This window comes from Pseudoflavonifractor sp. An184 (genome assembly GCF_002160305.1).
Taxonomy (GTDB): domain Bacteria; phylum Bacillota; class Clostridia; order Oscillospirales; family Oscillospiraceae; genus Lawsonibacter; species Lawsonibacter pullicola.
Genome location: NZ_NFKI01000052.1, coordinates 1 through 21,312, shown reverse-complemented (window position 1 = coordinate 21,312; position 21,312 = coordinate 1). Strand labels below are relative to the sequence as shown.

Genomic DNA, 21,312 nt, shown 5'->3' with positions numbered 1-21,312 from the left:
GCATTTAAAATCAAAAGGGCTCCCACGGGGCCCGCCCCGTGGGAATCGGCATGACCGATCCTTTTGCCATCGAGCAGTTTACGAAACTGTTTATTCCCATGGCCTGGACCGTCAAATAGGGCCGGCGATGGGGGCCCCATCGCAGATGGGGCGCGCGCAGCGCGTACAAGCGTTTTCGCCGCAGGCGGAAACCTTGGCGTGGGGCGAATTCACTTCGCCCGAGCATTTAAAATCAAAAGGGCTCCCACGGGGCCCGCCCCGTGGGAATCGGCATGACCGATCCTTTTGCCATCGAGCAGTTTACGAAACTGTTTATTCCCATGGCCTGGACGGTAAAATAGCTTTACATAGTTTTGGGATAAAATATGGGGATTTTGGCGTACAATAAGCCCACGCGGGCGGCCTTACGCCAAGGCGGCACGGTTCAGCTCCCGGCACAGCGCCAGGGAGGCCTGAAAAGCGGCCTCCTGCTCCGCCTGATGCCGGAGCCACAGTTCCCCCAGCATGTCCTCCAAAAGCTGTTCGTCCTCCTGGGACAAGTTTGCCCGCAGGGACCGCTCCTTCTCCGCCGCCCGGCGGCAGAAGTCGCGGTACTCGGGATAGACCGCCAAGTAGGACTCCGACTGGGTCAGGACGTAGTCGTAAAGGGTATTTAACAGATCATTCATGTGTAACACTCCTAACGATTCGGACCATTTGGGATTGTTTTTATTGTAAGTTTCCCGTTCGGTCCTGTCAATCATCATTTTTGAGGTTTTGCATAAAAATGTCGACGCTTTCAGAAAATTTAGTGAAATTAAGGAAAGAAAAACATTTGACACAAGAAGCTATTTCTGAGAAAATGGGAATCGTTTTGCGCTCATACCGTCGTTATGAGTCCGGAGAGCGGGAACCGGTTGCCTCTACCTTAGTAAAAATGGCGAATTTTCACCAGGTCACTCTCGACTATCTGGTGGGGCGGTCGGAGGATCGGGAATAGAATCCTGTTGCGGGCGGGCGGCCCAGGTGCGCCGCCCCTACGGATGGAACTGCTTCCCCACAGCGGGCGACCGCAAGGGTCGCCCCTACGGTTATTTTGCGGGTAAGTGGAACGGTTTCGCTTTGCGTAGGGAGCCCCTTATAGCTCCCGCCGTAGATGATTCGGACCAAAAGGTCACCCTCATCCGCTCCCTTCGGGGGCACCTTCCCCCTTGGAGGGGGAAGGCTTTTCGGGCGGCTGATAGCCGCCCCTACGGCGTAATCCGCATCAGAAGCGTTGGCCCGGCAAAGCCAGGCGCAGTTCATAAACCGCAACAGCGGCAAATTTTGTATACCCAGGCCCCCAGTGGGGCCGGATGAAAACGCAGGCAAGCACTCCTGATTTTGCGCGCCGGAAATCCAGCAACATGAAACAGTAGTGCGTCCCCCGTAAAAAGGGGTCCGGGGCCGACTCCCCCTGTCAGGGGGAGATGTCGCGAAGCGACAGAGGGGGTAGGGTAGGCGAATATGAGCGCGTCAGCGCTCATCTGAGCCGTCCCCGGCGGCGTTTTGGTGACTTTGCCGCCGGGGGCAAAGTCACTCGCCCCGCAGGGCGAAACTCTGCCCCCTCATCCGTCACGGCTTCGCCGTGCCACCTTCCCCCCAGGGGGAAGGCTAAGATGGGATGAGGCGGCGAACCCCTGCCAAAATAATCCGGAAAGGAGGAAGTCTTTTGCCTATCCCAGAGCGATTTTTGGACGAGCTCATCGCCCGCACCGACATTGTGGACCTGGTATCGGAATCGGTGCGGCTGACGAAAAAGGGCCGCAACTACTGGGGCCTGTGCCCCTTCCACAGCGAAAAGACCCCCTCCTTCTCCGTGTCGGCGGACAAGCAGATTTTCAAGTGCTTCGGCTGCGGCAAGGGGGGCGGGGCCATCAACTTCGTCATGGAGATGGAGAACCTCCCCTTCCGGGACGCGGTGGAGGTGCTGGCCAAGCGGGCGGGGCTGGAGATGCCCGCGGACACCGGCGGCCCCTCCGCCGGGGCCAGGGCCCGCCGGGAGAAGTTATTGGCCATCAACAAGCAGGCCGCCCGCACCTTTCATAAGTGGCTCTATGAGCCGGAGGGGGCCCAGGGGCTGGAGTACCTGCGAAAACGGGGGCTGTCCCAGCGGACCCTCACCCGCTTCGGCCTGGGGTTCGCCCCCAACCGGTGGGACGCCCTCATCGAGGCGCTGGCCCAGGAGGGGTACGACAAGCGGGACCTGCTGGACGCGGGGCTGGCGGTGAACAACAAGGACGGCCGCATCTACGACCGGTTCCGCAACCGGGTCATGTTCCCCATTATCGACATCCGGGGGGAGGTCATCGGCTTCGGCGGCCGGGTGATGGACGACTCCACCCCCAAGTACCTGAACTCCCCGGACACCCCGGTGTACAACAAGAGCCGCAACGTGTTCGCCCTGAACATCGCCAAAAAGTCCAAGGCGGGGCGGGTCATCCTCACCGAGGGGTATATGGACACCATCTCCCTGCATCAGGCGGGGTTTGACAGCGCGGTGGCCTCCCTGGGCACCTCCCTCACCTCGGAGCACGCCCAGCTGCTCTCCCGGTACTTCCCCGAGGCCATCATCTCCTACGACGGAGACGGGGCGGGCATCGCCGCCGCCCAGCGGGCCATCCCCCTGCTGGAGAAGGCGGGGCTGAAGGTGCGGGTGCTGCGGGTCACCGGGGCCAAGGACCCGGACGAGTTCATCAAGTCCTATGGCCGGGACGCCTTTGCCCGGCTGCTGGACCAGAGCGAGAACCAGGTGGACTACCGCCTGGACCAGCTGAGAGCCCAGTACAATCTGGAGGACGACGCCCAGCGGGTGGCCTTCCTCCAGGACGCGGCCCAGCTGCTGTCCACCCTGTCCAGCCCGGTGGAGCGGGAGATCTACGGGGGGCACGCCGCCCAGGCGGCGGGGGTGTCCCCGGAGGTGATGGCCCAGGAGGTCAAGAAGGCCTTCTCCCGCCGGGTGCGCAAACAGCAGAAGCAGCAGGAGCGCCGGGACCTGACCCCCGCCGTCCAGCTCCAGCCCAAACAGCGGGGGCTGCGGTATGAGAACATCCGCTCCGCCCGGGCGGAGGAGGGGGTGATCCGGCTGCTGCTGCTGGACCCCTCTCTGGCGGGAGACATGGAGCAGCTGCGGGAGGAGGACTTCTCCTCCCCCCTGCTGGGCAAGGCCTATGCTCTGCTGCTCCGGAGGGCCCGGGACGGACTCTCCACCCAGCTCCCCCTATTGGCGGGGGAGCTCACCGGCGAGGAGATGGACCACCTGGCCTATGTGGCCGGGCAGCCCGAATCCTTGGCCAACAGCCGCCGCTCCCTGGCGGATTACATAGCGGTCATCCGGGGAGAGGCGCTGAAACGAAGCGGCGTCAGCGGGGACGACCTGCTGCTGGCCGCACAGCAAAAGAATTTTCAGAAGAAAGCATATATGGAGGAGACACCATGAGTACCAAAAAGAAAGACACGACCCCCGTCCAGATGACCCAGCGCGACGGCGTGACCATGATCCTGGAGAAAAAGACCAAGAAGGCCAGTCCGGACATCCAGGCCAAGCTGGAGGCCGGTAAGGCGGAGATCATGAAGGTGGTGGAGGGCGTTCCCGGCTCTGAGAAGCTGGCCGAGCTCATCGAGCGGGGCAAGAAGAAGGGCAGCCTCTCCTCCTCGGAACTGATGGACGTGCTGGAGGACATGGACCTGGAGTCCGACCAGATGGACAAAATCTATGACACCCTGGAGAACCTGGGCATCGACACGGTGGGCGAGGACTACATCCCCGACCTGCCCGACGACGCGGACCCTCCTCTGGAGGCCATGGAGGACATCAGCGAGGAGGAGATCGTGGACCCCAACTCCATGGTGGACTCCTTCGGCACCGACGACCCGGTGCGCATGTATCTAAAGGAGATCGGCAAGGTAAACCTGCTCTCCTCCGACGAGGAGATCGAGCTGGCCCAGGCCATGGACGCGGGCAACGCCGCCAAGGAGCAGCTCGCTGAGCTCCAGGCCGCCGGCGAGGAGATCCCCGCGGAGGTCCAGGCCGAGCTGGACAAGGCCATCAAAAAGGGCGAGCGGGCCAAGCAGCGCCTGGCCGAGGCCAACCTGCGCCTGGTGGTGTCCATCGCCAAGCGGTATGTGGGCCGGGGCATGCAGTTCCTGGACCTGATCCAGGAGGGCAACCTGGGCCTCATCAAGGCGGTGGAGAAGTTCGACTACACCAAGGGCTATAAGTTCTCCACCTACGCCACCTGGTGGATTCGTCAGGCCATCACCCGGGCCATCGCCGACCAGGCCCGCACCATCCGCATCCCGGTGCACATGGTGGAGACCATCAACAAGGTCATCCGGGTCTCCCGTCAGCTCCTCCAGGAGCTGGGCCACGACCCCACCCCCGAGGAGATCGCCGAGGAGATGTCCATGCCCGTGGAGCGGGTGCGGGAGATCCTGAAGATCGCCCAGGAGCCCGTCTCCCTGGAGACCCCCATCGGCGAGGAGGAGGACAGCCATCTGGGCGACTTCATCCCCGACGAGGACGCCTCCGAGCCCGCCGAGGCCGCCTCCTTCACCCTGCTCAAGGAGCAGCTGGTGGAGGTGCTCTCCACCCTCACCCCCCGGGAGGAAAAGGTGCTCAAGCTGCGCTTCGGCATCGAGGACGGCCGCACCCGCACCCTGGAGGAAGTGGGCAAGGAGTTCAACGTCACCCGTGAGCGTATCCGCCAGATTGAGGCCAAGGCTCTCAGAAAACTGCGCCATCCTTCCCGTTCCAAAAAGCTGAAGGACTTCCTGAACTAATCGCAAAATGGATGGCCGCCGCAGGCGGCCATCCATTTTCTTGAATAAAGAAAAAGCCGGAACAGAAAATTCTGTTCCGGCTTTTCATTGGAATCGCCCTTTTTATTTGGTGGCGGGCTCAGCACCCTGGGCGTTCTTGGTGGAGACCGCCCACTTGGTCAGCTCCACGCGCACCCGGTCGGCGCCGCTCTCGATGACGATGGTGTTCTCCTTCACCGCGCAGATGGTGCCGGTGATGCCGCCGATGGTGGTGATCTCGTCCCCCACAGCCAGAGAGTCCCGCATGTTCTGGGCCTCTTTCTTCCGCTTGTTCTCCGGGCGGATCATCAGGAAATACATCAATGCGAACATCGCAATGATCATAATCCAAACTTCCATGTTCGTCCCTCCAAGAAGTCAAAAATTCCGCAAAAACGCGCTTTTGTAATTATACCTGTTTTCCAGGCCGTTGGCAAGTCTTTCTGGAAATTTTATTGGTTGTCCTCGATTTTCCGGTCCAGCATGCCGGAATATTTTTTCCGGAACTCCTCAAAGGTCCCCTCGTCCAGGGCCCTGCGGATGCGGACCATCAGCTCGTTATAGAAGTGCAGGTTGTGCAGCACCGCCAGACGCATGGCCAGCATCTCCCCTGCCGTCACCAGATGGCGCAGGTAGGCCCGGGAGAAGGACCGGCAGGCGGGGCACCGGCACTCCGGGTCGATGGGCAGGGGGTCCAGCTTGTACTTCTCGTTTTTGATGTTGATGGTCCCCCGCCAGGTATACAGCTTGCCGTGGCGGGCGTTCCGGGCGGGCATGACGCAGTCGAAGAAGTCCACCCCCCGGGCCACCGCTTCGATGATGTTGGAGGGGGTGCCCACCCCCATCAGGTACCGGGGCTTGTCCCCGGGCATGCGGGGCTCCACCGCGTCGATGATGTCGTACATGGTCTGGGTGGACTCCCCCACCGCCAGTCCGCCGATGGCGAAGCCGTCGCAGGGCAGCTGGGCGATCTGGTCCATGTGCCATTGCCGGATGTCCGGGTAGGTGCCCCCCTGATTGATGCCGAAGAGCATCTGGCCCGGGTTGACGCAGTCGGGCTGCCGGTTGAGCCTCTGGTGCTCGGCCACGCACCGCTCCAGCCAGCGGTAGGTGCGCTCCACCGACTGCTGGACGTACTCCCGGGGGGCCGGGTTCTCGATGCACTCATCAAAGGCCATGGCGATATCGCTGCCCAGGTTGGACTGGATGCGCATGGACTCCTCCGGCCCCATAAAGATGCGCCGGCCGTCGATGTGGGAGGCAAAGGTGACCCCCTCCTCGGTGATCTTCCGCAGGCCGGACAGGGAGAACACCTGGAACCCGCCGCTGTCGGTGAGCATGGGGCCGTCCCAGCCCATAAACTTGTGCAGGCCCCCCATCTCCTTGACCACCCCGTCCCCGGGGCGCAGGTGCAGATGGTAGGTGTTGGACAGCTCCACCTGGCAGCCGATCTCCTTTAAATCCAGGGCGGACACCGCCCCCTTGATGGCCCCCTGGGTGCCCACGTTCATAAAGACGGGGGTCTGGACCGTGCCGTGGGGGCAGGTAAACACCCCCCGGCGGGCCCGGCCCTCCGTTTTTACCACTTGAAACATAACATTCTCCTCAAAGTGTTTGATACCAGCTCTTCAGCTGGGCCTTGCGCTCCGGCGGGAGCAGGCTTTTCCGCACGCCCGCCTCCGCCCCGGCCAGGGCCTCCAGCTGGTGGAGGCAGGCCCCCGGGTCCACCTGACCGCGGATTTTCAGAAAAGCCCCCTCGGCCCCCAGCTCCCGCAGCTGTTCCGGGGTGTCCACCCCGATCTTTTTGAGATTTCCAGCCAGCACCGGACCGATGTTGGGCAGGTCTGTCAGCTCCATCTCTGCCGCCTCCTTGTGTGTTTCGCGGAGCATATTGTACCGGACCGGGGCCGTTCTGTCAACGGGGCGCGGGGCCGCTCCGCCCGTTTTCCTTGGCCTCCTTGGCCTGGGCTCCCCGCTGGTACCACTTGGCGGCCTCCGCTTTATCCTGCGGGACCCCCTCTCCGTGCTCATAGCACCAGGCCAGGCTGACCATGGCGTCCGGGTCCCCCCGCTGGGCGGCCGCCTGATAGATCTCCGCCGCCTGGCTCATGTCTCTGGCCACGCCGATCCCCTGGGCGTAGCACCGCCCCATACGGTACAGGGCCGGGATGTGCCCGCCGGCGGCCGCCTGCCGGTACCAATGCAGGGCCTGCTCCGGGTCCGGGCAGGTCCCCGTCCCTTCCTCACAGTGCAGGCCCATGCGGTACATGGCGTCCACGTCCCCGCTCCGGGCCGCCTCCCGGAGATTTTCCAGCTCTCCGGCGTCCAGCCCGGCCGTCTCCTCCGGGCCGTCCCTCAGAAAGGCCTGCATGGCCTGCCGGTCCCCGGCTTTCATTCCCTTGTAGTACCAGTGCTGGGCCTCTTTTGCGTCCGCTTTCACGCCGGAGCCGGTCTCATAGCACCGGCCCAGGCAGTACATGGCGGCACCGTCCCCCGCCTCGGCGGCGGAGCGGTACCAGCGGACGGCCTCCTCCAGGTTTTGGACCGTTCCACTCCCCTCCTGGCAGCACCGGGCCCAGCGGACCATGGCCCGCCGGTCTCCGGCCTCGGCCCCCTTCTGATACCAGTGGGCGGCCTGCTCCGGGCTTCTGTCCGCGCCTTTTCCCTGCTCCAGGCACCAGGCCAGGCTGCTCATGGCGGCGGCATATCCCCGCCCGGCGGCCAGGCGGTGCCAGTGGACCGCCTGGGACCAGTCCTGGGGTACGCCGTCCCCGGTCTCATAGCGCAGAGCCAGCCGGTGCATGGCGGCGGGGTCTCCCCCCTCCGCCTCCCGGCGGCAGCGGTCCGCGGCGCGCTCCGGCTCCAACTGGGTTCCGAGCTGGTCCTGCCAGCGTTCCAGCTGGCTGGCGGAGCGCTGGTCCCCGGCCTCAGCCCCCAGCCGGTACCACTGGCAGGCCTCGTCCAGATCAAGCTCCACCCCTTTCCCGTGCTCATAGCACCAGGCCAGGTTGCCCATGGCCTGGCCGCTGCCCGCACCGGCGGCCTTGCGGTACCACTCCGTCGCCTGCCCCCAGTCCTGAGGCACGCCGCAGCCCGTCTCATAGCACCAGCCCAGGGTGCACATGGCGTCCGGGTCCTCCTGCTCGGCGGCCTGCTGGAACAGCTCAGCCGCCTTTTCCTCGTCCTTGGGGACGCCCACGCCGTCTTTGTAGCAGAAGCCCAGGCAGCACATGGCGGAGGCGTGCCCCAGCTGGGCGGCCTTCTCATACCACTCCACCGCCCGCTCCGGGTCCTTGGCTACCCCGGCGCCGTTCTCATAGCAGATCCCCAGGTTTTTCATGGCGGCGGCCTCACCCAAGTCAGCGGCTCTCTGATACCGCTCCACCGCCTTCCCCCAGTCCTGGGGCAGGCCCTCGCCCATCTCGCTGCACCAGCCCAGGGCGAAGATGGCGTAGGGGTACTCCTGTTCCTCCGCCTGAAGGAGCCATTCCACGCCCTCCTCCGGCCGGCGCTCCGCGCCCACGCCGTGGAGCAGGTGCAGTCCGTAGTCGCACATGCACCGGGGGCTGCCTCCCTCCGCCCCCTGTCTGAACCAGCGGGTGGACTCCTCCAGATTTTTCTCCACCCCTCTGCCGTGCTCATAGCACCAGGCCAGGCTGCCCATCCCGGCCAGGCTGCCGCTCTCCGCCGCCTTTTGGTACCATGCGGCGGCCTGCGCCCAGTCCTGCTCCACCCCCTTGCCCCGCTCATAACAGCGGCCCAGGCGGTACATGGCCTCCGGGTTGTCCTCCTCAGCCGCCTGGCGGTACCAGTGGAGGGCCTGCTCCAGGTCGGGCTCCATGCCGTCCCCGTACTCACAGCAGAAGGCGTAGCAGTACATGGAGCGCGCGTCGCCCGCCTCCGCCCCCCGCTTGTACCAGCGGGTGGACTCCTCCACGTCCTGCTCCACGCCCTTGCCGTTGTCATAGCACCAGGCCAGATTGCCCATGGCCCGGCCGCTGCCGTGCTCCGCCCCCTGGCGGTACCAGCGGGCGGCCTGCTCCCAGCTCTGTTCCACGCCGGTTCCCCGCTCATAGCAGAAGCCCAGACAGCACATGGCGCTCCCGTCTCCGTTCCGGGCCCCCTCCTGGTAGCACTGGACGGCCTTCTCCGGGTCGGGCTGGGTCCCGATGCCCCGCAACAGACAGTCGGCCAGCAGCAGAAGCCCCCGGGCGGACCCCTGCCGGCACGCTTCTCGGTAGAGCTCCACCGCTCCCTCCGGGTCCGCTTCCACCCACTTGCCCTGCTCCATCAGCCAGCCCAGGCAGCACTGGCCCTCCGGGTCCCCCGCCTGGGCGGCCGTCCGGTACCAGCCCACCGCCAGCTCCGGGTCCGGGTCCACTCCTACGCCGAACTCATAGTGCTTGCCCAAAATCGTCTGACTCAGGGGGTCGCCCTGGAGAGCTGCCATCCGCACCCACCGGAAGCCCTGCTCCAGGTCCCGCTCCACCCCGATGCCCTGCTCGTAGCAGTGGGAGAGCAGCCGCTGGGCCCGGGCGGAGCCGTAATCGGCCGCCCGGCGGTAGTGCTCCACCGCCAGCTTGGGGTCCGGAGCGGTTCCGATGCCGTCCTCATAGCACACGCCCAGATTGCACAGGGCGGACAGGCTGCCCATCTCCACCGCCTGCTGGTAGAGCCAGACGGCCTGGCGGGGATCGGCCTTCACGCCGATTCCCTGCTCCATGCACAGCCCTAGGTTGCAGGTGCCCCAGCCGCTGCCCATCTGGGCGGACTTCCGGAAGCACTCCAGCGCCCGCGCCTCGTGGCCGTCCTGCTCCACCCAGAACACCCCCAGGGCCGACCAGGCGTCTCCGGTGAGCTCGCCCTCCTTCGCCTGGACCAGGGGCGCGCCGCACTGAGGGCAGCGCTGGGGCACGGCGTCCCCCTCCCCCCAGAAGCGGCAGTCGTCCTTTACACAGTGATAAATCATCGGGCAGCGCCCCCTTTCTCCAGTCCCCGGTCCAGAATGCGGTAGATGGCCGGCAGATCCAGGCTCTCCCGCAGCGCGGCGGCCAGCTTGTCGTACTGCCGCTGCTTATAGGTCCAAACGTCCTCCGGCTCCCCCGCCGCGTCCTCCGGCAGCCCCTTCTCCCTCAGCAGCAGGGCGGTCAGCCTCTGGAGCAGGGCGGGGGAATCAAACAGCCCGTGGAGGTAGGTGCCCAGCACCCGGTCCCGGACGGAAAACAGCCCGCCGCCGGTCCCCATATGGATCTCGTACCCCTCCAGGGGCGCGCCGGACAGGGGGGCAAAAAAGCCCCCACAGTCCGGGAAGGTCCCGGCGGTCTGGGTGCGGGTCTTGTCCCGCCGGAAAACGGTGGAGACGGGCAGCAGGCCCATCCCCGCCATCCGGCCGCCCCCCTCCGCCCCCTCCGGGTCGGACAGGCTCTCCCCCAGCATCTGATAGCCCCCGCAGATGCCGATGACCGGCGTGCCCCCGGCGGCCAGCTTCTGAATGGCCGCCTCCAGGCCGCTCTGGCGCAGCCAGCGCAGGTCGTGGAGGGTGCTCTTGGTGCCCGGGAGGAGCACCAGGTCGGGCCTCCCCAGCTCCTCCACCCGGGCGATATACCGCAGGCCCACCGCCGGGTGGCGCTCCAGGGCGTTGAAGTCGGTAAAGTTGGAGATGCGGGGCAGCCGGATCACCGCCGCGTCCAGAGGCGCTCCTTTTCGCTGGGCGGAGAACCGGGAGGATAAACTGTCCTCGTCGTCCAGATCCAGGTCCAGCCAGGGGACCACCCCCAGCACCGGCACGCTCGTGAGCGCCTCCAGCTGGGACAGGCCCGGCTTCAAGATGTCCACGTCCCCCCGGAACTTGTTGATGATGGTCCCCTTGACCATGGAGCGCTCCTCCCGCTCCAGCAGGGCCACCGTGCCGTACAGGGAGGCGAACACGCCCCCACGGTCGATGTCCCCCGCCAGCAGCACCGGGGCCCCGGCCAGCCTGGCCATTCCCATGTTCACAATGTCGTCGGACTTCAGATTGATCTCCGCCGGGCTGCCCGCCCCCTCCAGCACGATGATGTCGTGCTCCGCCGCCAGAGAGCGGTAGGCCTCCATGATCCGGGGAACAAGCTGTTTTTTATAGCGGAAGTAGTCCGCCGCCCGCATGTCCCCCAGCACCTCACCGTTGACGATCACCTGGCTGCCTGTGTCGCTGTTGGGCTTCAAGAGAATGGGGTTCATGCGCACCGAGGGCTCCACCCCGGCGGCCTCCGCCTGCATCACCTGGGCCCGGCCCATCTCCAGGCCCTCCTTGGTGATGAAGCTGTTCAGGGCCATGTTCTGGCTCTTGAAGGGGGCCACGGAGTAGCCGTCCTGCTTGAAAATCCGGCACAGGCCGGCGGTGAGGACGCTCTTCCCCGCGTTGGACATGGTGCCCTGGATCATAATGGCTTTGGCTGGCATGAGGTTTCCTTCTTTCTCTTGGTTCTGTTTCCTGGCGTCTGCTTCCCGCTGCGCGCATGTTGCGTCGGAGCTCCGCGTTTGCTCCAGGCCTTTCGCCGCCTGGAGCGGCCTTAACTGGAATCGGTCAGGCGGCGAAGCGCCCGCATCCACTCACTCCGTGATCTGCACCGGCACGCCGTTGACCTCCACGCCCTCCTCCACCCGGACCAGGATGTACTTCACCCCGTTCAGGATCCGGGTCTCGATGAGATCGCCCCGGTCGGGACTGACCTTGATGGTCACGTCGGCGGTTTTCACCTCGATCTTCTTGGGGTCCACCAGATTCCGGGGGCTGAGCTGGGCGTCCGCCCCAAAGGCCTCGTCGTACTGCCGCTCAAAGGTCTGGATGTGCGCCTGGGACACTCCGTTGGCGGCCAGGGCCTGGCGCACCTCCCCCTTTCCGATGGTCAGGGGCTCCGGGTCGCGGCTCTCCTTGTGGTCCTCCATCAGGCCGCACAGCTGGTCGTGGACCGCCTGGACCACCTGGAGACAGCAGTCCTCCTCCAGAGCCTCCCCCAGCACCGCCCGGAAGCTCTCCTGCTGGGCGGCGGCGGGCATGGGGGCCGGCGCCCCGAACACCGACGCCACCAGAGCCTCCTGCACGTCCTGGATGTCCTTGGTGTAGTAGAGGGCGTCGTAGATGTTGGCGCTGCGGTCGTCAAAGGCGGGGAACAGGAAGCCCAGGGCGGGCGGGGCCACCACCCAGTCCGCCGTCTTGGTGCAGAAGACCCCCTCCTGGACCTGGTAGCTGAGGGCGGGCTTGGTGAGCTTCACCGGACAGATGGCGCAGATCAGATAGGAAAACACCTCGGAGGACGCGTCCTCCTGCTCCTCCCCGTCCTTGCCCCGGTAGGGCACGTCGTAGGCGTCGTGGGCCAGGAGGATCATATAGTTCCCCTCCAGATTGACCGACTGGATGACCGCCTGGAACAGGGCCCCCACCGCCTCCTCGTCCCTCAGCTCTGAGGCGCGCAGATCCATGAGCCGCTTGTGCTCCGCGCCGTGGACCACCTGCTGGGTGGCGAAGGTGATATCCAATAAATTCTTGCCCAGGGTCCCGGTGAGGGTGCGCCGGAGGATGGTGAGCAGCCTCTCGTTCTCCTCCTGGGTCAGTACCCCCAGGGACTGGTCGAACTGGGAGACAATCTCCCGGTTCTCGTTCACATAACAGCCCCGCACATGGGAAATGCCGCTGCGGTCCTGACGGAAGCGGCGGCGGAGCTCGGCAACTTCTCTCTCGTTCATGTCTCTACTCCCTCTTGCACAGTTTGCCGAATCCTATTATAACACAGGGGTTTTCTCTTTTACAAGCGGAGGGACGGCTTGCTTTTTTCCGGAATCGGCGTACAATAATAGAGGTACTATAACATGCGAGGTGTGTTCCATGAAAATCGCGGTAACCTATGAAAACGGCCAGGTGTTTCAGCACTTCGGCCACTGTGAGCAGTTCAAGCTGTACGACGCGGCGGACGGCGCGGTGACCTCCTCCCAGGTGGTCAGCGCCGTGGGCAGCGGCCACGGCGCCCTGGCGGGCTTCCTCCAGAGCCACGGGGTGGACACCCTGATCTGCGGCGGCATCGGCGCCGGGGCCCGCACCGCCCTGGCGGAGGCCGGCATCCAGCTCTGCCCCGGCGTATCCGGCGGGGCGGACGAGAGCGTGGAGGCCCTGCTGAAGGGGACGCTCTCCTACGACCCGGACACCCAGTGCGCTCACCACCACGAGGAGGGGCACCAGTGCCACAGCGGCTCCTGCGGCGAGGACAAGCACGGCTGCTCGGGCAACCAATAAAAATTACGCGTCCCCACCGGTTCCGCCGGTGGGGACGCGCATTTATTGGGTCATGGTTTCATAGTTAGGGATGGTCTCGTCCGCCTGGGCTATGGCCTCCGGGGAGTGCCCCTCCCCCACCAGGGCCGCAAAGAAGCCGTTTTTCTTCAGCACCTCCAGCAGCTCCTCCCGGGCGGTAAACACCAGGGTGGCCTGCTTGGCGGTGCGCAGGCGGCGCACCGTCTTCTCGTATAGCTCCGGGTCCAGGGGGTCCCCTCCGTGCTCGGCGGCCGAGATGAGCCCCCGGAAGCGGCCCCACAGCCCGGCCCCCTCCAGAGCGGAGCGGACCGGGGCCGGGTCCCCGTCGCACACCAGATACATCCACACGTCCTCCATCTTCATCATGGAGAGGACCCGGTCCACACCGGGCAGGGGATTTCCCTTGTCATCCAAGATCGTCCCGTGAAAATCAAAAATCGCGCCTTGCAGCCGCATGGGCGGCACACCTCCTTATCCCCGGGAGAGGGGCTCCGGCCGGAGCCCGTCCCTGGTCCAAATATTGATATGGGTAAAGCCAAGTTCCTTCACAAGTTCTTCCGCCTCCCGGAAGCCGGCGCACAGGTGGGAGACGTGGTGGGCGTCCGAGTTGAGGATGATCTCTCCCCCCAGCTCCCTCCAGCGGCGGAGCAGCGGTTCCGCGGGGTAGGGCACACTCCGATACCCCCGGGTGATTGCCCCGGTGTTCACCTCCAGGCACTGCCCCTGCCGGGCCAGATGCTCCAGCACCTCCAGGGCCCGGCGCAGATACCGGGGGCTCTCCTCGTCGAACCGGGGGTCCTGCTGGTTGAACTTGCTCACCAGATCAAAGTGGCCGATCCAGTCGCAGCCGGTCTGCTCGGGCAGCTGGACCACCAGATCGAAATAGGCGTCGGTGTACCGGTACCAGTCCCCGCCGAAGCCCTCCTCCACCGCCCGGCGGGTGGCCTCCGGGCTCTCGTCCACGGCGTAGAAGCGCCCGTCCTGCATCAGGCCGTGGACCGAACCGATCACATAATCCAATCCCTGGGGCCGCTCCCCGTAGAAATCCAGCTCCAGCCCCAGGAAGATCTCCATTTTCCCAGCGTACCGGTCCCGGAGGGCCCGGGCTGTGCTCAGATACTCCTCTATCCGGTCCTTTGGGATGCAGTAGTCCTCCTCCCAGGGGCACCAGCTGTGGCCGGAGAAACCGAACCGGGGCAGGCCCAGGGCGTGGGCCGCCGCCGCCATCTCCTCCAGCGTGCTCTTTCCGTCATCCAGCGTGGAGTGGGTGTGATAATCGCCCTGCCACATGGTCATCGCTCCTTTTTCCTTGTTATCTGAACTCCTTCTCCCCTGTTCATGGGGCCGCCTCCCGGAGCTTGTCCGGCCGGAGGCGGTAGGGCCGGTAGACCGTAAAATACATGGTGATGCTGCTGGCCAGCCCGCCCAGGAGCTGGGACACCGCCTCGGCGGTGAACACCCCGGTGGTCCCCATCCAGATGGGCAGGATCACCGTCAGCGGGGCGTTGATGATGGCCTTGCGCAGCAGGGAGAAGAACACCGCCTGCTTGGAGCGGCCCAGGCTGACCACGATGCCCTGGCTGGCCATCTGGAGGGACATGGGAATGAACATACAGAAGTAGATGCGCATGGCGGGGATGCCCGCCGCCACCACGTCGGGCTCCCGGCTGAAAATCTGGATGAGCGCCCCGGGGAACACCATGGCCGCCGCCCAGAATACTGCGGTACAGGCCACCGCCACCCCCATGGTAAACCGGATGGAGGCGCACACCCGGCTGTACTGGCCCGCCCCATAGTTGAAGCTGGTCACCGGCTGGGAGCCGTTGGACAGGCCCTGGATGGGCATGGTAAAGACCTCCCGCAGGGAGTTGATGATGGTCATAACCCCCACGTACAGGTCTCCGCCGCAGCTCTGGAGGGTGGCGTTGCACACGATCTGCACCAGGCTGTTGGTCAGGTTCATAAAGAAGCCGGACAGGCCCAGGGCGATGATCTTCCGCACCCGGGCAGCACTGAGCCGCAGATACTCCAGCCGCAGGCGGAGGATGGCCCTTCTCCCGGTGAGAAATTTCAGCACCCACACCGCCGAGCACCCCTGGGCGATCACCGTGGCCAGGGCCGCCCCCTGAATGCCCATGTCAAAGAGGAAGATAAACACCGGGTCCAGGACGATGTTCACAACCGCCCCCAGCCCCACCGTCATCATGCCCACCTTTCCAAATCCCTGGGCGTTGATAAAGGGGTTCATCCCCAGGCCGATCATCACAAAGAGGGTGCCCGTCAGGTAGATGGTCATATAGGCGTCGGCGTAGGGATAGGTGGCGTCGCTGGCCCCGAACAGGTAGAGCATGGGCCGTTTGATGACCAGAAACAGGGCGGTGACCGCCGCGCCGAAGATCAGGAGCAGAGTAAAGGCGTTGCCCATGACACGCTCCGCTTCCTCTCGATTTCCCCGGCCCCGCTCCATGGAGCTCAGCGGCGCGCCGCCGGTGCCGCACAGATTGGCAAAGCCCATGATTATGGAGATGACCGGCACCGTCAATCCCAGCCCGGTGAGGGCCAGGTGGCCGGGCAGCAGCCCTAAATAGATGCGGTCCACCACGCTGTACAGCACGTTGATGAGCTGGGCCGCCGTCATGGGGAGGGCCAGGGCCAGAATGTTTTTGGGGATGCTCCCCTGAGAAAAGTCGTTTGTCTGCTGCGCCACCGGCCCGCCTCCTCTGGTGTACCTTGATGGTATATTGTACACCCTTTTTCCGCCGTTGGGCAAGATGTATTCTTCGCGGGCGTTTGCCGCCCGCAGTCCTATATGGAACAGGGGACGGCCGTTTCGGCCATCCCCTGTTTTAAACCTCTTGTTCTCTTGTCACTCGCTCTCCCACAGAAGAACGGCGTCCTCCGCCGCCTGGGCGAACTCCCCCTCCTCCATCTGGAGCAGGGCGTCGTAATCCCCGGCGAGGTAGTAGACCGCCTGAATCTCCCGGTCCACCTGGAACGCATCCCCCTTCTGGGTGTCCAGAAGGAATCCGTTCCCGATGACTATGTGGGCGGGTTCCCCGTCGGGAATCAAACCCGATTTGATGGTCTCGGTGTACTCCAGAAATACCGCGTTCCGCCCCTCCCAGGCGCGGCTGAATCCCCGGATGGACGAGTAGCTCCCATCTGTTACAGGATTTTTCTCCTCCGCTCCAAAAATAAAAACAGCCGCCGCAAAACAGATGCTTCGCGGCGGACTGTATTGAGCACGTATTGTGTTACGCCTTCCGGATGATCCCCATGGGGGTGGACTCGCTGGACTGGCCCAGGGGGTTGTCCCCCAGGATCTTGGCGATCTGGTCCATGGAGGGCTCCTTTTCGGAGAAGCCCAGAATGTTGGCCCCCAGGTCGTTGATGTCCACGATGGCCACCGGGTGGCCCAGGGCCTGGGCCAGCTTCTTGGAGGTGCCCATGGGGTCGGCGGGGGTGAGGACCACGTAGTGGTCGTAGGGCGGGATGGTCCCCTCGGTGGGGCCGTCGATGCCCCGGGCCTTGGGGCCGGCCACAATGTAGAACCAGCCCTTCCTGCCCAAAATCTTTCCGATGACGCTGCAGAAGGCGGCGAACAGGATGCGCAGGGTGCCGCACTCCTGGAGGGCCATCTCCATGGTCTCGGGGATGCCCAGGCCGATGCCGGCGGGGGTCTTGGTCACATAGCGGCTCAGGGTGACGGCCAGCTTCCGGGGCTTGATGTCCTCCATGGGGATGGCCCGGTTCTGGGTGCAGGCCACCGCCTTCTCGGAGATGAACAGGATGTCCCCCGCCTGCATCTTGTCCTTGGCGTACTGGAGGACCACATCCTCCATCTTATCGGCCTTGGTAATCAGGTGCGTCTTTACCGGGATGCGCTGGTACTCCACGCCGTCCACGGTACGCACCAGCTGTTTGCCCGGGTTGGCGGTATAGTTCAGTTCCTCGCTCATTGTTCTATTCTCCTCTCAGGCGGCTTGGCCGCCCTTTCTATAAAGTAAAACGTCAGGCTTGGCTCCCATTATAGCACCCGGTCCCCCGGGTTTCCATAACATTTTTGAACTTTCTTTCGTCAAACCGCCGAAATATCCTCCGGGTCCTCGGGCAGAGGGCGGCGGCGGTGCTCCACCGGCCCCCACTCCGGCAGGGGCAGCCGCTGCATGGCCCCAAAGGTCCGGGCCTTCAGCCCCGGGTAGCGGCCGTTGAGCTCGTAGATCAGCTCCTTGATCTCCTGCCGCTTGGTGCTGCCGTTGGCGGGACAGGGGTTGTGCACCACGGGCAGGTGGAGCCGCTCCACCGTGTGGCGGATCAGATTCTCCCCGCAGTACAGCAGCGGGCGGATCTGGGTGATCTGGGTGCGGTCCAGCCAGGTCACCGGCTGGAAGCAGGACAGTCTCCCCTCAAAGATCAGGGACATGAAAAAGGTCTCCACCGCGTCGTCGTAGTGGTGGCCCAGGGCGATTTTATTCAGCCCGCGCTCCTGCAGGGCGCTGTGGAGGGCCCCCCGGCGCATCTTGGCGCACATGGAACAGGGGTTCTTCTCCTTCCGCAGGTCGAAGATGATATGCTGGATCTCACTATTTAATATGGTATAGGGCACGTCCAGCTCCTTGCAGAAGGCGGCGATGCCTGAAAAATCCATGCCGGGCAGTCCGTCCGCGTGTCCCATGTCCAGGGTGATGGCCTCCACCTCATAGGGGACGGGATAAAACTCCCGCAGCCGGGCCATGGCCGCCAGCAGCAGCAGAGAGTCCTTCCCCCCCGACACCCCCACGGCGATCCGGTCCCCCGGGGCGATCATCTCGTAGTCCTCCACACACCGGCGGACCAGGGATAAGATCCGGTTCATTTTGGCCTCCTTTCGAGAAAAACAGCGGAAAAGCACAACCTTTCCGCCCAAACAAAAAGAAAATCGAATGCGAGATTTCAAGAGATTTTCTTTGAATTTGCTTGAAAACAAGAGATTTCAAAAGCTGAGTTAAAAAATTGAAAAAATACTGTTGACACAAAGCCGCCTAAATACTATAATACAAAACGCTCCGCTTGTACAGTGGAGCGGCTGATTTTATTTGAAATCAACAGTTCGCATAAGAAGTAGAGGAAAATGGAGGTTTCACCTATGTCCACTTTTATGGCCAACAAGGGGAACATCGAGCGTAAGTGGTATATCCTGGACGCTGCGAACAAGCCCCTGGGCAAGACCGCTGCCGCCGCCGCCACCCTGCTGCGGGGCAAGCACAAGCCCGAGTTCACCCCCAACGCCGACTGCGGCGACTTTGTCATCATCATCAACGCGGAGAAGGCCGTGCTCACCGGCAAGAAGCTGGATCAGAAGTACTATCGCCGTCACTCCGGCTGGATCGGCGGTCTGAAGGAAGTCAAGTACCGTACCCTGATGCAGGAGCGGCCTGAGCTGGCCATGAAGCTGGCCGTCAAGGGTATGCTGCCCAAGAACACCATCGCCAAGAGCGCCCTCACCCGTCTGCGTGTCTATCGCGCCGGCGAGCACGAGCACGCCGCCCAGAAGCCCGAGATTTGGGCCGCCGAGTAAGCAGGAGGTAGACGATCATGTATAAGAGCAAGAAGCCTTATTTCTATGGCACCGGCCGTCGGAAGTCCTCCGTGGCCCGCGTGCATCTGTTCCCCAACGGCACTGGTTCCATCACCATCAACGGCCGTGACATCGACGATTACTTCGGCCTGGAGACCCTGAAGCTCCTGGTCCGTCAGCCCCTGGTCACCACCGAGCAGCTGGGCAAGGTGGACATCGTGGCCACCGTCACCGGCGGCGGCGTCACCGGCCAGGCCGGCGCCATCCGCCACGGTGTGGCCCGCGCTCTGCTGCTGGCCAACGAGGAGTACCGCCCCGCCCTGAAGGCCGCCGGCCTCCTCACCCGCGACCCTCGTATGAAGGAGCGCAAGAAGTACGGCCTCAAGGCTGCCCGTCGTGCGCCCCAGTTCAGCAAGCGCTAATTTTCCCTACTTCTCAGTACGTCTCACGACGTCGATTTGCAGGAAAATTCAGTACTTTTGGAGCTGTGCGTGGTCCTCGAAAGTGGTCCGTTTTGCTTCGTAAGGAGCAAGCAAGGAGCACACAAGGAACAAGAATCGCAAGCGAAAACAAAAGCCTTATGAAGCAGGAGATCATTCCGCAAGGAGTGCATCTCCTGCTTTTTTGTGCTGCACGGCTTTTCCTTCTTCCGTTTGGATCTTGTTGATTGCCTCCACCAGTATTTCAATATCCAGGTGGGTGTAGACACGTTCGGTGAGCGTCATGGCACCGGAGTGTCCCACAATCTTCTTGATCATGGTTTGGTCTACATGGGCCTCTGTCAGCATGGAGATGCAGGTATGCCGGGTACAGTGCGGCGTCTGGTCATATCCAAGCTGCTCCATCAGGGGCGTGAAGTAACTGTCGTAGTAGTTCCTGTAATCAAAGTGCTTTTGATCTGGCGTGTGGAGCAGATATTCACACTGAGAACCTTCGTACCACGCTTTGTAGAATGGCAGTACCTTGTCGGCAATGGGGACTTTCCGCAGGCCGTTTTCGGTTTTGCTGGCGATTACATCGAAGTACTGTTCTTCCAGATGTACGTTTTCCTTCTTCAAGTCGAGGAACTCCGAGATGCGGCAGCCGTTGTAGATCAGCATCAGCACGATTTGATAGTACGGGTCCTCCGCAAGCTCCCACAGGCGGGCGATCTGCTCCTTTGTGAACTTGTTTCGGTCACGCTTGTTGGGGTTCTTATCCTTGTACCGGCTCAAATCCACAAACTCGGAATAATCCTTGTTGCAGATGTCGTTTTTCATGGCGTAGGCGTACAGCTGGTTGAACAGCCCCTTGAGTTTTTTCAGGGTGGGGTAATTCTTCCCGCAGGTGTCCACCACAAATTGAAGGTCCATCAGCCGAATATCCCGAAATACCTTGTTGTAAAGTGTTCCGCATACCCGATAGGACGCCTCATAGCCTTTTACATTTGACTTGGAGATGGTGGGAAACTTCTCCTTTGACCAGCGTTCATAGACCTCCTGAAAGGTGGCTTTGGATGCCTTTATGTCAAAGGGATTGTTGTTGTACTCTGCCAGCATTTGCAGCCCCTCTGCTCTGGTTGCCGCATAGCCGATGGTGATTTGTTCCTGAACGGTTTTCCCTGTTTCAGGATTGACGTGCCACCCTACCGTTTTCCTCACTGCATAGGGCCTTCTTCGCTTTCCGGACATTTTCTTGACGCTTCCATATCCGTTGGGTAATCTCAAAAAATCTCAAACTTCCTTTCTCCCAGCGTTTGAATTAAATTTGATAAAGGGTATGCAACACCCTCTGTTACTCCTGGTCGCCGTTTTCCTCGGCGGCCTTTTTCATTTTCTCCAGCATCTGCCGATCCAGTTCGTTGCGCCGCTGAATGCGCTCCAAATCGGAGAGGACTTCCACTTCCTTGTCCTGCAACTTGGCATCTGCATAGTAGGCCAGTTCCTTTTCAATCCAGCGGTCAAAGGATTCCTGATCGGTCCAATAGGTTTCCAGTTTTTCACGCTCGTCCCGGAACTCTTCCAAAATCAGACACAGGGAATCATTCATCTCTGCGGACCGGTCATTCCCTTTGAATTTCAGGGAGCAGGACCATTCTTCATTGTGGGGCGGGCGCTGGACATCGATCTCAAACCGGATACCGGCCTTCTTGTTTAATTGGTAAAGAACCGCAATCACATCAGACAGGCTGTCCAGCTGGATTTCGGGTTTCTGGTAGCCAATCAGGTCTGCCGGAGATATGTTTAAGATTTTGGCGATGGCATTGATCATCGCTATGGATGGCTCAATTTCACCGCTTTCGTATTTTTGAACTGTGCGCATCGTCTTATCCAGACGCTGTGCCAGTTCTGTTTGGCTCAAGTGGGCCGCCTTGCGGGCTGCCTTGATTCTCTCGCCAATTTCAGCTGGGTTGCTGTGCATTGTCATCACCTCGTCTGTATTGTAACACGAAGTTATGCGAATTACAAGATCGTAATACGAATAATTTTTTCGCATTCAGTGTTGACAAGCTGTCTTGGATGGCTTATAATCAAAATACGAACTAATAATTCGCATATCGTCAATAAGTCCAATGGTATTAAGTCAAGAGGGTGATTCACGGAAACAACAGAAGAAAACGCCATAGGAGAGCTATGTGAGCAGCCAAAAGGCAACACCAACCAAAGCCCTG

General features: G+C 62.6%; 22 protein-coding genes. 6 read left to right on the top strand and 16 right to left on the bottom strand.

Features of this window, described 5'->3' with window-relative positions:
• Positions 1-404: 404 nt before the first annotated feature.
• Positions 405-668, bottom strand: a complete 264-nt coding sequence (locus B5F19_RS13635) for a DUF6809 family protein (protein WP_087291378.1) — start codon at positions 666-668, stop codon at positions 405-407.
• 98 nt (positions 669-766) lie between these two features.
• Between B5F19_RS13635 and B5F19_RS18210 the strand changes: the two genes are divergently transcribed.
• From B5F19_RS18210 to rpoD, 3 genes are all read left to right on the top strand, one after another.
• Positions 767-979 carry a helix-turn-helix transcriptional regulator gene (locus tag B5F19_RS18210; protein WP_087291376.1) on the top strand — a complete coding sequence of 71 codons (213 nt, stop codon included), beginning with the start codon at positions 767-769 and terminating at the stop codon, positions 977-979.
• A gap of 711 nt (positions 980-1,690) precedes the next feature.
• Entirely contained in the window at positions 1,691-3,457 is a 1,767-nt protein-coding gene (gene dnaG, locus B5F19_RS13625; RefSeq protein WP_087291374.1) for a DNA primase, read from the top strand.
• Positions 3,454-4,800: an RNA polymerase sigma factor RpoD gene (gene rpoD, locus B5F19_RS13620; protein ID WP_242972819.1), complete on the top strand. Its 1,347-nt coding sequence runs from the start codon at positions 3,454-3,456 to the stop codon at positions 4,798-4,800. Before dnaG ends, rpoD begins: the two co-directional genes overlap by 4 nt.
• Positions 4,801-4,902: 102 nt before the next feature.
• On the opposite strand, the gene yajC is transcribed toward rpoD, so the two are convergent.
• The 6 genes from yajC to B5F19_RS13540 form a co-directional block, all read right to left on the bottom strand.
• Positions 4,903-5,178, bottom strand: coding sequence for a preprotein translocase subunit YajC (gene yajC, locus B5F19_RS13615; protein WP_087291372.1), 276 nt, complete (start codon positions 5,176-5,178; stop codon positions 4,903-4,905).
• A gap of 92 nt (positions 5,179-5,270) precedes the next feature.
• Entirely contained in the window at positions 5,271-6,413 is a 1,143-nt protein-coding gene (gene tgt / locus B5F19_RS13610) for a tRNA guanosine(34) transglycosylase Tgt (protein ID WP_087291370.1), read from the bottom strand.
• A gap of 10 nt (positions 6,414-6,423) precedes the next feature.
• The gene (locus B5F19_RS13605; protein ID WP_087291368.1) at positions 6,424-6,675 is read right to left on the bottom strand and encodes a TfoX/Sxy family protein; all 252 of its coding nucleotides are present in this window, start codon (positions 6,673-6,675) and stop codon (positions 6,424-6,426) included.
• Between the two features lie 58 nt (positions 6,676-6,733).
• Entirely contained in the window at positions 6,734-9,787 is a 3,054-nt protein-coding gene (locus B5F19_RS17225; RefSeq protein ID WP_140394237.1) for a tetratricopeptide repeat protein, read from the bottom strand.
• Positions 9,784-11,259, bottom strand: coding sequence for a cobyric acid synthase (locus B5F19_RS13545; protein WP_087291366.1), 1,476 nt, complete (start codon positions 11,257-11,259; stop codon positions 9,784-9,786). Before B5F19_RS13545 ends, B5F19_RS17225 begins: the two co-directional genes overlap by 4 nt.
• A gap of 150 nt (positions 11,260-11,409) precedes the next feature.
• On the bottom strand, positions 11,410-12,543 hold the full coding sequence (locus B5F19_RS13540) for a DUF4317 domain-containing protein (protein ID WP_087291364.1): 1,134 nt from the start codon (positions 12,541-12,543) through the stop codon (positions 11,410-11,412).
• A gap of 139 nt (positions 12,544-12,682) precedes the next feature.
• Here B5F19_RS13540 and B5F19_RS13535 point away from each other — a divergent pair, with 139 nt between their 5' ends.
• A complete protein-coding gene (locus B5F19_RS13535; RefSeq protein ID WP_087291362.1) occupies positions 12,683-13,087 on the top strand; it encodes a NifB/NifX family molybdenum-iron cluster-binding protein in 405 nt (134 codons plus the stop codon).
• A 42-nt stretch (positions 13,088-13,129) separates the two neighbouring features.
• On the opposite strand, the gene B5F19_RS13530 is transcribed toward B5F19_RS13535, so the two are convergent.
• The 6 genes from B5F19_RS13530 to B5F19_RS13505 form a co-directional block, all read right to left on the bottom strand.
• On the bottom strand, positions 13,130-13,561 hold the full coding sequence (locus B5F19_RS13530; protein WP_087291360.1) for an HAD family hydrolase: 432 nt from the start codon (positions 13,559-13,561) through the stop codon (positions 13,130-13,132).
• Between the two features lie 15 nt (positions 13,562-13,576).
• Positions 13,577-14,401 (bottom strand): histidinol-phosphatase, encoded by an 825-nt coding sequence (locus tag B5F19_RS13525; RefSeq protein WP_087291358.1) that lies wholly within the window; start codon positions 14,399-14,401, stop codon positions 13,577-13,579.
• A 40-nt stretch (positions 14,402-14,441) separates the two neighbouring features.
• The gene (locus tag B5F19_RS13520; protein ID WP_087291356.1) at positions 14,442-15,812 is read right to left on the bottom strand and encodes an MATE family efflux transporter; all 1,371 of its coding nucleotides are present in this window, start codon (positions 15,810-15,812) and stop codon (positions 14,442-14,444) included.
• A gap of 159 nt (positions 15,813-15,971) precedes the next feature.
• Positions 15,972-16,175, bottom strand: coding sequence for a hypothetical protein (locus tag B5F19_RS13515; protein WP_087291355.1), 204 nt, complete (start codon positions 16,173-16,175; stop codon positions 15,972-15,974).
• Positions 16,176-16,359: 184 nt separating this feature from the next.
• Positions 16,360-17,064: a coenzyme F420-0:L-glutamate ligase gene (locus B5F19_RS13510; RefSeq protein ID WP_087291353.1), complete on the bottom strand. Its 705-nt coding sequence runs from the start codon at positions 17,062-17,064 to the stop codon at positions 16,360-16,362.
• Between the two features lie 119 nt (positions 17,065-17,183).
• Complete coding sequence (locus B5F19_RS13505) at positions 17,184-17,960, bottom strand: ATP-binding protein (RefSeq protein ID WP_087291351.1); 777 nt, start codon at positions 17,958-17,960, stop codon at positions 17,184-17,186.
• A 270-nt stretch (positions 17,961-18,230) separates the two neighbouring features.
• Between B5F19_RS13505 and rplM the strand changes: the two genes are divergently transcribed.
• Entirely contained in the window at positions 18,231-18,662 is a 432-nt protein-coding gene (rplM, locus tag B5F19_RS13500; RefSeq protein ID WP_087291349.1) for a 50S ribosomal protein L13, read from the top strand.
• 17 nt (positions 18,663-18,679) lie between these two features.
• Positions 18,680-19,084: a 30S ribosomal protein S9 gene (gene rpsI, locus B5F19_RS13495; RefSeq protein WP_087291347.1), complete on the top strand. Its 405-nt coding sequence runs from the start codon at positions 18,680-18,682 to the stop codon at positions 19,082-19,084.
• Between the two features lie 171 nt (positions 19,085-19,255).
• Here the strand turns inward: rpsI and B5F19_RS13490 are convergent, their stop codons facing one another.
• The 3 genes from B5F19_RS13490 to B5F19_RS17730 all read right to left on the bottom strand — a co-directional run.
• Positions 19,256-20,302, bottom strand: coding sequence for a tyrosine-type recombinase/integrase (locus B5F19_RS13490; protein ID WP_343219431.1), 1,047 nt, complete (start codon positions 20,300-20,302; stop codon positions 19,256-19,258).
• A gap of 133 nt (positions 20,303-20,435) precedes the next feature.
• Positions 20,436-21,062: a helix-turn-helix domain-containing protein gene (locus B5F19_RS13485; RefSeq protein ID WP_242972818.1), complete on the bottom strand. Its 627-nt coding sequence runs from the start codon at positions 21,060-21,062 to the stop codon at positions 20,436-20,438.
• 41 nt (positions 21,063-21,103) lie between these two features.
• Positions 21,104-21,312 (bottom strand): hypothetical protein (locus B5F19_RS17730; RefSeq protein ID WP_204248332.1); only part of this gene is annotated, 209 nt, incomplete at its 5' end.

Bases quoted from the DNA above. Each gene is read 5' to 3' on its own strand.
- B5F19_RS13635 (WP_087291378.1), bottom strand. From the start codon at position 668: ATGAATGATCTGTTAAATACCCTTTACGACTACGTCCTGACCCAGTCG.
- B5F19_RS18210 (WP_087291376.1), top strand. From the start codon at position 767: ATGTCGACGCTTTCAGAAAATTTAGTGAAATTAAGGAAAGAAAAACAT.
- rpoD (WP_242972819.1), top strand. From the start codon at position 3,454: ATGAGTACCAAAAAGAAAGACACGACCCCCGTCCAGATGACCCAGCGC.
- yajC (WP_087291372.1), bottom strand. From the start codon at position 5,178: ATGGAAGTTTGGATTATGATCATTGCGATGTTCGCATTGATGTATTTC.
- tgt (WP_087291370.1), bottom strand. From the start codon at position 6,413: ATGTTTCAAGTGGTAAAAACGGAGGGCCGGGCCCGCCGGGGGGTGTTT.
- B5F19_RS13605 (WP_087291368.1), bottom strand. From the start codon at position 6,675: ATGGAGCTGACAGACCTGCCCAACATCGGTCCGGTGCTGGCTGGAAAT.
- B5F19_RS17225 (WP_140394237.1), bottom strand. From the start codon at position 9,787: ATGATTTATCACTGTGTAAAGGACGACTGCCGCTTCTGGGGGGAGGGG.
- B5F19_RS13545 (WP_087291366.1), bottom strand. From the start codon at position 11,259: ATGCCAGCCAAAGCCATTATGATCCAGGGCACCATGTCCAACGCGGGG.
- B5F19_RS13540 (WP_087291364.1), bottom strand. From the start codon at position 12,543: ATGAACGAGAGAGAAGTTGCCGAGCTCCGCCGCCGCTTCCGTCAGGAC.
- B5F19_RS13535 (WP_087291362.1), top strand. From the start codon at position 12,683: ATGAAAATCGCGGTAACCTATGAAAACGGCCAGGTGTTTCAGCACTTC.
- B5F19_RS13530 (WP_087291360.1), bottom strand. From the start codon at position 13,561: ATGCGGCTGCAAGGCGCGATTTTTGATTTTCACGGGACGATCTTGGAT.
- B5F19_RS13525 (WP_087291358.1), bottom strand. From the start codon at position 14,401: ATGACCATGTGGCAGGGCGATTATCACACCCACTCCACGCTGGATGAC.
- B5F19_RS13510 (WP_087291353.1), bottom strand. From the start codon at position 17,064: ATGAGCGAGGAACTGAACTATACCGCCAACCCGGGCAAACAGCTGGTG.
- B5F19_RS13505 (WP_087291351.1), bottom strand. From the start codon at position 17,960: ATGAACCGGATCTTATCCCTGGTCCGCCGGTGTGTGGAGGACTACGAG.
- rplM (WP_087291349.1), top strand. From the start codon at position 18,231: ATGTCCACTTTTATGGCCAACAAGGGGAACATCGAGCGTAAGTGGTAT.
- rpsI (WP_087291347.1), top strand. From the start codon at position 18,680: ATGTATAAGAGCAAGAAGCCTTATTTCTATGGCACCGGCCGTCGGAAG.
- B5F19_RS13485 (WP_242972818.1), bottom strand. From the start codon at position 21,062: ATGCACAGCAACCCAGCTGAAATTGGCGAGAGAATCAAGGCAGCCCGC.